This window comes from Sorangium sp. So ce693 (assembly GCF_051521375.1).
Taxonomy (GTDB): domain Bacteria; phylum Myxococcota_A; class Polyangia; order Polyangiales; family Polyangiaceae; genus Sorangium; species Sorangium atrum.
The window spans coordinates 4396219-4408851 of the sequence record NZ_CP150347.1 but is presented as its reverse complement, the minus strand read 5'-3'; the positions used below and the strand labels follow the sequence as shown (position 1 = coordinate 4408851).

The window sequence follows — 12633 nt, the reverse complement described above, 5'->3', positions numbered from 1 at the left end:
AATGCCCCGGGTACTCCGGTTAATGAGGTGAATTCCGCTACTTAGGCCCGACTGCCGCGCGGGATCAGCCCTCGCCGATGGCGATCCCGAGCGCCTGACGCAGCGCGAAATACTGATCGCTCGTCGAGAAGACGATCAGCTCCTTGAGCCTGTCCTGGGGCGGGAGATCCCCGGGCTGCTGCGGCTCGGCGGCGATGATCTTCTTCGCGATCTCGAGATCGCCCGAGAGGAGCAGGCCGGTGCGCGCCGCGGTGATGTCGACGCACTGGACCCACCGCTTGATGTTGGCCTTGGCGCCCTCCGCAAGGAACTTCTTGACCACCATGCGGAGCCCCTCGAGCTGCATCGGCTGCATGAACCCGCGGAGCGTCTGCGCGGTCGCCGTGATCTGCTTCTCGATGTCCGGCGGGACCGACGTGTCGGGCGCGACGAGCTTGATCCCGGCGAACAGGAGCACCGTCAGCTCGGTGACCGTCGGGAACAGCGTCTTGATGTAGTGCTCGCCGCGGTACATCGCGAGGTGCTTGCCGACGATGAACGTGAGCTCCTGCGGCGAGAACCCGGTCAGCACGGTCTGACCCGCGACGGACGCCGGCTGCTCGTTCGCCACCGCGACGAGCGCGCCGGGCACGTCGCTCCGCACGTAGAGCCGCGGCGCCGGCAGGCCCAGGACGTTGGCCGCCCACCCGAAGGTCCGGGCGAACGTCACCGTCGAGGTCGCCGGGTCCTGCAGGAAGCGCTGATCGAGGACCGGCAGCTCACGGCGCTGCTTGAGCGTCTCGATCTTCGCCCTGAGCGCGGCGCCCGCGATCATCTCGAAGATCTTGCCGACGTAGAGGTTCTCCTCCTCGTGGAACAGGTTCCTGATCCACTGCTCGTTGTCGAGCCGGCTCTTCGCCTGGATGAGCCCCTGCGGGCGGTAGTCCTCGAAGTACTGCTGCTCGTCGGGATCGGCCTTGCGGAGGAACGACAGCGCCGCCGCGACGCACCAGGCCTGGTCGTAGCGCTTGCTGTCCACGTACAGGCGGTAGAGCCGCTTGTACGGGTCGATCTTCATCGGATCGATCTTGACCATCGCCTGGAACTCGCCGGTCGCCAGATCGAACTGCTCCGACTGCTCGTAGAGCTCCGCGAGGATCAGGTGCTCCGTCGCGTCCTCGGGCTTGAGCCGCGACGCCATGCGGAACGTCTCGACGGCGGCCGTCCTGTCGCCGAGCCGATCGCGGTAGATGAGCCCGAGCGCGTGCCAGAGGCTGTACTCGAGGTCCGTGTTCCCCTTGCCGGCCACCCGGTGCAGCATCTTGCGGTACGCCCGCTCGAGCTGCTTCCACTCCTTCTGCGCCGTCAGGATCTTGTTGATGCGCTCGAAGGCCTCGAGGGAGTGCGGGTTCAGGTCCAGCGTGTCGTTGAACAGCTCCACCGCGCGCGCCGGGTCGTCCAGCTTGTCGCGGTAGATCTGCGCCATCGTGTAGAGGTAACGGCTCTTCCGATCCGGCTGCGGCTCGAGCTCCGCGATGCGCTGGAGGCAGTCCACCATCCGCTCCCACTGCCCCGTGCGCTGGTAGAGCTGGAGCAGCTTGTGGAGCAGCACGTGGTTCTGCGGCTCCAGGTCGAGCGCCTCCTCCAGGGCCTCCACGCCCTTCGGGATGTTGTTCTCCTTGTCGACCCAGATGTCGCCGATGTCGTTCAACATCCTGAACCGCTCGACGCCGTCCATGATGTTGTCGAGGATCAGCCGCTTGTAGTGGCAGACCTGCTTCCAGTCCTTGAGCGCGTCGTAGACGGCGACCATCGCCTCGAGCGTCGGCCGGTGCGCGGGCTCGGCGCCGAGCGCCTTCTCGAAGTTGTTGACCGCCTGCTTCGACTGCCCCTGCGCCTGCTTGATGCAGCCGAGCTTGTAGTAGACGGTCGCGCGCTCCTCGGTCTCGGCCTCGTCGAGGCTGGTGAGCACCTTCTGGTAGTTCGTCAGCGCGCTCGCCCAGTCGCCGAGCTTGAAGCTGACGTCCGCCAGGCCCCGGATCGTCTCCTGGTCGGTCAGATCGAGGTTGTGCGCGGCCGTGTACGCCTTGAGCGCGGCGTCGTCCTTGCCGAGGCGCTCGAGGACCCGCCCGAAGGTCCGCTGCAGCCGGTGCTGCTCTGACCTGTCGCGCTTGCCGCTCTTCCTGACGAGCATCTCCGCGAGCGGCTCGGCCTGGGCCCACCGCTCCGTGGAGACGTACTCGTTGAGGAGCGGCATCGCGGCGTCCTCGTTGTCGGGATCGCTCTGGAGCGCCATCTCGTACGCCTGCACCGCGAGCGCGTGCTCGCCGAGCATGTCGTCCCGGAGCTTGCCGAGCTCGACGAGCAGCCGCGCCTTGGCGCGGGGCGCGTCGGTGTTCATCTGCTCCTGGTCGAGGTAACGCGCCGCCCGGTCCCAGTCGGCCGCGTCGATCGCGATCACCCGCAGCGCCGCCAGCGTCGGCACGTGGGACGGATCGAGATCGAGCGCCATCTCGAAGCGCTCCTGGGCCTGGACCCGCTCGCCGAGCTTCTCGTCGAGCTGCCGGCCGATCCGGAAGTACATCTCGACGCGCTGCTTGCCGTCGGCCGTCAGGTCGGCGACGCGCGTCATGTACTCGATGGCCTTCGCCGAGTTGTCCTGCTTCTCGTAGAGCTTCGCCAGCGCCTCCAGGGCCGGGATGTGCGTGTCCTGGATGTCGACGATGTTCAGGTACGCGTCGATCGCGCGGTCGAGGTCCTCGATCTCCTCCGCGTAGACCTTGGCCGTCTGGGCCCAGAGCTCGATCTTCTTCTGCCGATCCTCCGCCGCGTTGATGTGGCGATCGTAGGTGTTGATGAGATCGTGCCACTGGCGGAGCCGGCGATAGCAGCGCTCCAGGGCCTCGAGCGCGGGCTCGTGGCTCGGGTCGATCTCGACCACCTGCTCGAGGCGCGCGGCCGACAGATCGGGCTTCAGGAACTGCTCCTCCTGGAGGTTCGCGATCTTCATCAGCACGTCGATGCGCTCGCGCTCCGTGGTGACCACGTCGAGCTGCATCTCGAGGACGCGCACGAGATCCGGCCACTGGTGCGTGGCCGTGTAGACGCGCTCGAGCCCCCGCATCGCGAGGAGGTTCGAGGCGTCGATGTCCAGCACCTCGCGGTAGACCGCGCCGGCCTTCTCGATCAGGCCGAGCTTGGACTCGTAGAGGCCGGCGGTGCGCAGCTTCACGGCCGCGACGACGTCGGACTCGCTCACGGCCCGCGCCTTGCGGAGCAGGACGTCGACGAGATCGTTCGACTGATCGCGATCCGTGTAGATCCGCTCCAGCGCCTCGAGGGCCGGCAGGTGCAGCGGATCCACGTCGAGGGCGCGCCGGTAGAAGCTGAGCCCCTGCTCGACCTCGCCCATGTGCTTCTCGAGGACCTCGCCGAGCTCGGTCAGGACCTCTTTCCGATCGACGTCCGTCACCGCGACGTTGAGGGCGCTCGTCAGCATCTGCCCCTGCTGCTGCCACTGGCCGGTCTTCTTGAAGAAGTTCGCCATCTGGCGCAGCACCGCGACGTTGTTCGGGTCGTGCGCGAGGATCTGCTGGTAGTACGGCTGGGCGTACTCGGGGTGGCCGAGGTCCTCCGCGTACCACTTGGCGAGGCGCAGGCAGAGCGTGATCTTCTGGAGCGGGGCCGTCTGCTGCTGCAGCCACCCGTTCACCGTCTGCACGAGCTCGGGCCAGCGGTTCGTCGCCTGCGCCATGCGCTCGAGGTAGCGGACCGTGTCCATGTCGGAGAAGTCCATCTCGAACGCCGTGAGCAGCGCGTCGAAGGCCTGCGGCTTGTCCTCGAGCTGCTCCTCGAAGACCCGGGCCACCTTGCGGAGGATGTCGGTCTTCTCGGAGACCTCCTCGCGCGAGTCGAGCCGCGCGAGGTAGAGCTCGATGAGCGGCTCGCTCCGCCGGGCCGCGTCGTGGAGCTGCTCGAGCGCCGCGAAGGCCTGATCGTGCGTCGGCTCGAGCTCCAGGACCTTCTCGTACGCGAGCGTGCCCCGGTCCCTCTCCTCGACCTGGTGCTCCCAGATCTGCGCCACCTCGAGGTACTCGCGCACCTTGTCCGCCGGCGACTCGTAGGCCGCCGCCCGGCCCATCTTCACGTCGATGACCTCGACCCAGCGGCCCTCGGCCCGGAGCAGGTTCTCCAGGGCGGCCATCGCCTCGAAGTCCTTCGGGTCGACCTCGAGCAGCTTCCTCCAGGCGTCGATGGCGTCGTACGCCTGCCCGAGGACGTGCTGGTAGGTCGTCCCGAGCTCGCGGTACAGCGCGATCACGTTCTCGGCCGGCAGCACGTCCCGCGCCCGATCCACCGTCTGGTGGAGCGAGCTCACGATCTGCTCGGGCTCGTTGCGCAGCCGCCAGATCGCCGCGATGGCGTAGAGCGCCTCGAGGTTCGCGTAGTCGATGTCGAGGACGCGCTGGTAGTCGTCGAGCGACGAGTCGTCGCGGCCGAGCTGCTCGTGGAACAGCTTGGCGCGGCGGAGCAGCACGGCGACGCGCGACTCATCGTCGATCGCGATGTCGTAGTGCCGCTCGAGGACGTCGCAGAGCTCGGACCACTGCCCCACCCGCTCATAGAGGTTGGACAGCGCCCCGAGCGCCTCCGGATCCTCGCCGCGGAGGTCGAGGACGCGCTTCCACGTCTCGACCGCGCCCTGGACGTCGTTCAGCCGATCGGCGAGCAGGTGCGCCATCTTGGCGCGGATGTCGGCCTCCTGGCTGTCGCCCATCGCGTTCTCGAGCTCCCGCTCCAGCACGACCTTGAGCTGGGTCCAGGCCCCCTTGGCCGTGTAGATGCGCTCGAGGGCGCTGATCGCCTGCTCGTTCGTCGTCTCGAGCTCGTCGAAGATGCGCCGGAACGCGCGGATGGCGTCGTCGAGCTGCCCGAGCCGCTCCTCGTACGTCTGCCCGAGCCGGAGGTAGAGATCGACGAGCTCCGGGCGATCCTCGGTCGCTCGCACCCGCTGCTCGAGCACGCTCGCGAGCTCCGGGTACTGCTCGAGCTGCGTGTAGATCCGATCGAGGTTCGAGAGCGCCTCGGCCTCGAGCGGCTCGATGCCGAGCACGTACCGGTACGTCTCCTCGGCCTTGGCGACGTCGCTGAGGTCGGTCTCGAAGACCCGCGCGAGCCGCTTGCCGATGCCTGTCTGGACGTCCTTGTCGCTGTGGATGCCCAGCACGTCGGCGTACGCGTTGGCGAGCATCTCCCAGCCGCCGTCGACCGAGCCGGCGAGCCGCTCGACCTCCTCGAGCGTCTTCTCGTCGCCGGGGTACTCCTTCAGCGCCCGCATGAAGACCGCGAGGGCGCCGTCCGGCGAGATGAGGCGCTCCTCCTGGAGCTCCCCCAGCCGGTAGTACATCGCCTGCCGCTCCTGCGGCTCGGTGAGGTGGGTGAGCTCCGCCTCGAGCACCCCGCCGAGCTTCTCCCACTCCGCGGCCGCCTGGTAGAGCGGCTCCAGGATGGCGCCGATCTCGATCTGCTTGATCCCGGCCGCGAAGAGCCCCTCGAGGGCCTCCAGCGTCGGCGAGTGCTCGGGGGCCGCCGTGAGCACCTCGCGGTACGCCCCGATGGCCGCGGGCAGGTCGTTGAGCCGCGTTTGATAGACCACGCCGAGCCGGTACTTGAACTCGAGGATCTCGTCCGGCGACTGCGCGATCTCCGACTCGCGCGAGAGGATGGTGACGAGGTCGCTCCACCGCTCGGTCGCGGTGAACAGGCGATCGAGCGACGCGATCGCGGTCTGGTTCTCCGGCTCGACCTCGAGCACGCGCCTGTAGCGCGCGACGGCGCTGTCGATGTCGTCGAGCTGCGTCTCGAAGATCTGCGCGAGCCGGAGCCCGAGCTCCACGAAGCGCGCCGGCTCCTCGCCGAGCCGGCCGAGCTCCGTGTCGTACAGCGCGGCGACCTGCGGCCAGCGGTTCACCATCATCGCGAGCCGCTCCAGGTTCGAGAGCGACTCCTCGTTGCCGATGTCGAACGTCACCGCCCGCGCGTACGTCTCGAACGCGGTGACGTGGTCGCTCAGCATCTCCTCCGAGAGGCGCGCGACGCGGTGGAGCAGATCGACCCTCTCGTACGGGTCCTCGGCCACCTTGACCCGGACCTCGAGCACGCTGATCAGCTTCTGCCACTCGCCGGACGCGTCGTAGATGGGCTCGAGCACCAGCGCGGCGCCGAGCGGCTCACGGCTGCCGTCCTTGATCTGCTCGAGCGCCCGCAGCGTCGGCTCGTGATCGGGCATCTGCTGCAGGAGATCGCGGTAGAGCTCGATCGCCCGGGACACGTCGTCGAGGTGCTTCTCGTAGAGCTCCGCGATCCGGTACTGGTAGCTGATCCCCTCCGCCGGGTCCGCGGTGATCTCCGCCTCGTGCTGGAGCACGCTGAGCAGCTCGAGCCAGTTCTGCGACGTCTGGTAGAGGACGTCGAGCCGCCCGAGCGCCTGGAGATCGTCCGGATCGATCTCGAGGACGCGCTGGTACGTGTCGATCGCGCTCGCGACGTTCCCGAGCTCGCGCTCGTACACCGCGCCGATCTGGTAGTAGATGCGCTTCTTCTCGTTCGAATCGAGGACGAGATCGGCCTTCTTCGCGTAGACGGAGAGGAGCTCCTGCCAGCGCGAGAGGCTGAGGTAGAGCTTCGTCAGCGCGTCGATCGCCCGCAGATCCTCGGCGTCGAGCTCGAGCACCTTGCCGTAGACGGCGATGGCCGGATCGTGCCGCTCGAGCACCTCCTCCTCGATGCTCGCGGCCTGGAAGAGGGCGAGCTTCTTCTCGTTCAGGTCGTCGAGGATGTCCGCCTTCTGCTGGAGGATCTGCGACAGCTCGTTGTAGCGCTCCGCGGTCCTGAACAGCCGCTCGAGCGACTCGGCCGCGTGCAGGTTGCGCGGATCGATCTCGAGCACGCGCCGGTAGTGCCCGACGGCGCTGTCCATGTCGCCGAGGTCTCCCTCGTAGATCCGCGCGCTCATCGTGTAGAGCGAGCTCGCGAGCTCCGCGTCGGTCTGCTGCGCCGCCAGCGTCTCGAACACGCGCGCCAGGTCGGCGAAGCGGCCGGTCGCGCGCGCGAGCCGGTCGAGCCCCTCCTGCGTCGACTCCGAGGCCGGATCCTGGCTCAGCGCCCGCGCGTAGGTGTCGAAGGCCGAGCTGAGGTCGCCGCCCGCGTCCTCGTAGAGCACGGCGATCTGGTGGAGCAGCTCGACGCGACGGGTCACGTCGTCGCTGCGCCGCACCTGCACCTCGTGCACCCCGATGAGCTTCTGGAAGTCGCCCGACTGGCGGTACAGCGGCTCGAGGATCTCCGCGATCGCGAGCTCGTGCTCGGCGACCTTCCCGAGGCGCTCGAGCGCCCCGAGCGCCTCGACGTTCGTCGGCTCGCGCTCGAGCACCTGCCGGTAGATGTCGATCGCCGAGTCGACGAGCCGCATCCGCGACTCCCGCAGCGCGGCGAGCCGGAGCATCAGCCTGATCTGGGACTCCTCATCGACGGCGATGCCGAGCTGCGCCTCGAGGTTGTCCGCCAGCTCCTCCCACATGCCCTGGCGGCTGAAGAGCCCGTCGAGCGCCGCCAGCGCCACCATGCTCGTGTTGTCGATGGAGAGGACCTCGCGGTAAGCGGCGATCGCCTCCTCCGGCTGCCCGAGCCGCTGCTCGTAGACCTCGGCCATCTGCGCATAGAGGCCCTCGCGCTCGGTCGGCTCGTGCACGAGCTCGATGCGGCGCCGGTAGACGCCGATGAGATCGCCCCAGCGCTCGGTGCGCCGGTAGAGCTCGTCCATCGCCTCCAGCGCCTCCGAGTCGGCGGGATCGATCGAGAGCACGCGGAGGTAGCCGTTCGCCGCCTCCTCGACCTTGCCGAGCCGCTCGTGGATGCTCGCGAGGCGCATCCAGTACTCGCGGCTCAGCCGGGCGTCGCTCAGCGAATCGGCGATCTCGCTGAAGATGACGTCGAGCCTGTCCCAGGCGCCCGCCTGCGCGGCGAGCGACTCGAGCTCCGCCCGCGTCTCGGCGTGCGACGGGTCGTCCTTGAGCGCCCGCGACTGCGCGTCGAACGCGCGGCCCAGGTCGCTCAGGCTCTCGGCCGCCGTCCGCGCCACCTTCCGGAGCAGCGCGACGCGCGTCGCCGTGTCGCCCTCGGCCGCGGCGAGGATCTCGAGCGCCTGGATCAGCTTCTCCCAGTCGCCGCGCCCCTCGTAGATCTCCTGCAGGATGGCCGCCGCCTCGGCCCGCAGGGCCTCGTTCGAGAGCAGCGCCTCGAGCGCGAGGCGCGCCGCGTCGTTGCCCGGATCGAGGATCAGGATTTCCTTGTAGTTCTCGAGCGCTCCGGCCGCATCGTTCAGGTGCTTCTCGAGGGTGCTCCCGAGCCGGAACTTGAGGTCGATGAGCGCCTGCTCGTCGAGCGGAGAGTCGATCCGCTTGCGGAGCACGTCGACGTAAGACGCCCAGTCCTGCTGCTCGCGGTAGAGCTTGTCGAGCGCCGCGAGCGCCTGCGGGTCCGTCGGCTCGTCGTCGAGCACCTGGCGGTACGTCCCGATCGCCTGCGCCGCGTCGCGCAGCTCCCCTTCGTAGAGCTCCGCGATCGCGTAGAGGATCTGCTTGCGCTCCTCCGGCTCGGTGACGATGCCGAGCTTCTTCTCGTAGATGCCGAGCAGCTCGCCGAACCGACCCGTCTCGCGGTAGAGCCGCTCCAGCGCGCCGATCGCGGCCTGGTTCTCGCCGTCCGCCTCGTACACGGCGCGGAACTGCGAGAGCGCCTCGTCGATGCGCTTCACCTCATCGAGCAGCACCCGCCCGAGCCGGAGCCGGAGATCGACCCCGAGCGCGATGTCCCCCTCGCCCTCGGCGCGCGAGATCGCCGACGAGTAGGCCTGGATCAGGGCGTCCCACCCCTCGGTCGAGCGCGCGGCCCGCTCGACGTCATCGATGCACTGCTCGTCCTGCGGCGCGATCTGGAAGGCCGAGAGGTAACGCTCGAACGCCCGCTGCGGCTCCTTGAGGCGCGTCTCGTAGAGCGCCGCGACCTGCCGGTAGAGGTCGAGCCGGGAGACGTCGTCCTGGTCGTGCGAGAGCTTCACCTCGATGGCGCCGGCGAGCCCCTTCGGGTTGTTCGCCTGCGTGTAGATCGGGATGAGCGCCTCGGCCGCGGCGAGGTGCGAGCCGTCGATCGAGAGCACCTTCTCGTAGGCGCGCGCCGCGCGATCCGCCTTCTGCTTCTGGACCATCCAGAGATCGGCGATCTTGACCAGCAGGCTGATCTTGGCCGCGTCGTCGGTCTCCTTGGCCTCCTGCGACTCGAGGACGCGGATGAACTCGTCCCACTTGCCGCTCTCGGCGTAGAACACCTCGAGATCGTCCCAGCGCTGCAGCTGGAGGTACGCCTTCTTGAGCGCCTCCTGGGCCTTGCGGTCCTGGGGGTTCAGCGCGATCACCTCTTGCCAGGCCTTGACGGCCGCCTCGTCGTCCTTGAGGCGCTCGCCGTAGAGCTGCGCGAGCTTGCTGAGGAGCGCGAGCTTCTGGGTGCTGTCGAAGGTCGTGTCGACCTGCTTCTGCAGCACCCTCGCGAACGCCTGGTAGTCCTTGTTCTTCTCGTAGAGCCCGGCCAGCGCGTTCAGCGCCTCGGGGTTCTCCGGGTCGTTCGCGAGGACCTCGTCCCAGAGCTCGATGCAGAAGTCGACCTTCTTCACCCGCTCCGACGCGAGCTTCGCGATCTCGAGGTACTTCGCTGCGCGATCGCCGCCCTCCGGGAGCGCCGCGGCCTCGCGGCGGAGCAGCCCGATGAGCTTCTCCCAGTCGCGCCGCTTCTCGTAGCTCTGGCGGAGGAAGTCGATCGCCTGCGCGTGCTCGCCGTCGATCGCGAGGATCGCCTCGTAGCACTTCACCGCCTCGGCCGCGTTCGAGAACTTGCCCGAGTAGAGATCCGCCGCCTTCGCGTAGTTGTCGATCTTCTCGGCGGGATCCGAGACCGCCTCGGCGATCTCGATCAGCGTCTTGACGTACTCGTTGTACCGCTTGGCCTGCTCCTGCTTCTGGGCCTTGGCCTTGAGCTCCTCGACGCGGCCCGCGGTCTCTGCGGCCGGAGGCGGCGGCGCCGTCGGCCGCCGGCCGACCTCCGAATCGGCAGGCCTGCTCTCGGCGGGAGCCCGCGCAGGCGGCGGCGGCTCGATGTCGGCCACCGAGGACCTCGCGTCGCGCTCGTCCACCGACGAGGCATCCACAGGAGCGCTCACGGGCGCGCTCACCCTGCCGCTCACCGGGGCTGGCGTGCTGAGCGGCGCTGGCGTGCTCACGGGCGCAGGCGCGCTGACGGGCGCAGGCGCGCTGACGGGCGCAGGCGCGCTCGTGGGAAGCGGCGTGGCGTCCGCAGGCGCGACGGCGACGGGCGCAGGCGGCGCGACGACGACGGGCGCGGGCGCGACGGCGACGGGCGCAGGCGCGGCAGCAGCCGGCGGAGGCGCGGACGGCGCGACAGGCGCGGCCGTCAGGCGCTCGCCGATCTGCGCTTCGAACGCGCTCACGCTCGGGTGCGTCGGGGCGACCGCCGAGAGCCTCTCGAACCAGCTCCTGGCCCGGATGAGGTTGCCGAGCTGACGCCAGGCGATGCCGCCCGCCTGCGCGATCATGTACGGGGAGCTGCCGTTCTGGTTGGCAGCGCTCTCCGCCAGCGACGCGACGCGCTCCCAGTTGCCCTCCTTCGTCCCCCAGAGCTCGCGCAGGTAGGCGAACGCAGCCTCGTTCGAGGGATCGAACCGGAGCGACTCCTCGAGGAGCTTCGATCCGATCTCGACGTTCTGGTGCCGCGTGGCCCAGCGCACGCCGAACTTGAAGGCCGCCTCTCCGCGCGCCACGCCGGCGCGCGCGTCGAGGATGCGGCGCTGCGTCTCCACGATCGCCTGCGGCCGCTCCGCCTCGACGAGGAGCCCCTCGAACATCGTCGCTGCCTGCTTGTCGGAGGGCGCGGTCTCGTACGCCCTCCGGAGCAGGTCTTCGAGTTGACCGCGATCGAAGCGCTTCGCGAGGCGCGCCGCGCGGAGCAGCAGCCGCTTGCGCTCGTCGTTGCTCGCGGCCGCGTCGGCCGCGTCCACCAGCTCCGCCATGCGCGCCGACCACGACGACTGATCGACCTGCATGTCGAAGAGGCAGGCCCGCGCCTCCTCGCTCGTCCCGCCGGACGCAGCGAGCCCCTTCGCGTACATCTCCGTCGCGCGCTCGAAATCGCCCGCGTCGCAGAGCACGTCGCCGAGCTCCACGCGGAGCTCGGCGGCCGCGGTCCCCTCGGGGGCGTTCCTCAGCTCGAGCTCCAGGAGCTTCTGGACCATGTTGGTCTTGCCGAGGTCCCAGTAGATGGAACGAGCCGACTCCAGCGCCTCGAGCAGCGCTGGATTCAGCTTGTAGGCGTCCTGGAAGTGCTTCAGCGCCTTGACGGCCTGAAGGAACTTCTCCTCGAGCAGCCGCCCGAGCTTCAGGTGATATGCCGCCTTCCGGGTGGCGTCCCCTTCGGCCGCAATCCCCTTCTCGAGCTCCTCGACGAGCCCTTGCCAGTCATGAACCGACTCGAGATGATTGAGACGCTGCGCAAGATCCATTGATTATCGACCCTCGGCCCCGACCTTCGAACGAATTGAAACGCTTACGTGCCCCGTGCCGCGCGCGGCATCACGGCTACTGACCGCCGAGCCGCGCGACGAGCGTGTTCGCCGTCTCGCACTCGGTCTTGAAGCTCGCCGCCTTCGAGCCCTTACAGGCGCGGGTGGTGAACCCCTTGAGCATCTGGATCGCCTCCTGCTTGCGCGGCGGATCCAGGGTCGCGTAGGTGCTCCCGAGACTCCAGAGGATCTGTACAGACTCGGGACCATCCGTCGGCGCCACCGCCTTGGCGGCCTCGAGCTCGGACACCATCTCCGCCGTGGCCCCCCGGTCCTGGTAGACCGACGCGAGCAGGCTGTGGATGCCGAAGAGGTACTTGTCCCCCGGCTTCGCGAACGACATCGCCTCCTTGAGCACCTGCTCGGCCTCCTTCGTGTACCCGAGACGGGAGTACAGGTCGGCGAGCGCCGCGTAGTAGCGGATTTCGTTCGGGTTGTGCTCGATCGCCTTGGTGAGGTTCTCGAGCGCCTTCTGCTCGTCGTCCGTCCAGAGATAGACGTTCCCGAGCTGGGAGTAGCAGTCCGCGAAGTTGGGGTCGTTCTCGATGCACTTCTGGTACGGCTCTTTGGACTCTTCGTAGGAGATCGTCTTCTTCTTCGCCTGCTGCTCGAGCGCCCACCCCCGTTCGAACCAGTAGTTGGCGAACTTCGGGGCGATCTGCGTGGCGCGAGACAGCGTCGATGCGACTTTGTCCCACTCCTCCTGCTTCTTGTGAGCCATCGCCAGCTTGAAGAAGATGCGGTGGTTGGTCGGGTCGAGCTTGGTCGCTTGCTCGTACTTGTTGGCCGCACCGTCGGGGTTGACGGCGACCTCCTTGTCGGCCTGATTCGCCAGGATGACGGCCTCCTGGCGGTGCCGGCTGCAGCCCAGGCCCGCCGCGCTCGCCGCGACCAGGCCAACCATCAAGAATGCCCCAAGCTTCATCTCGCTCACCTTTCGAATGGCCCCGGCATCGCCGGCCTCTGAG

Annotated in this window: 2 protein-coding genes; both read right to left on the bottom strand. The window is 68.5% G+C overall.

Annotation, left to right across the window (positions count from 1 at the left end; all coding sequences use genetic code 11):
* Positions 1 to 64: 64 nt before the first annotated feature.
* Positions 65 to 11605, bottom strand: coding sequence for a tetratricopeptide repeat protein (locus tag WMF14_RS16735; protein ID WP_437802113.1), 11541 nt, complete (start codon positions 11603 to 11605; stop codon positions 65 to 67).
* Positions 11606 to 11681: 76 nt separating this feature from the next.
* Positions 11682 to 12590, bottom strand: a complete 909-nt coding sequence (locus WMF14_RS16730) for a tetratricopeptide repeat protein (RefSeq protein WP_437802111.1) — start codon at positions 12588 to 12590, stop codon at positions 11682 to 11684.
* Between the last annotated feature and the right edge of the window lie 43 nt (positions 12591 to 12633).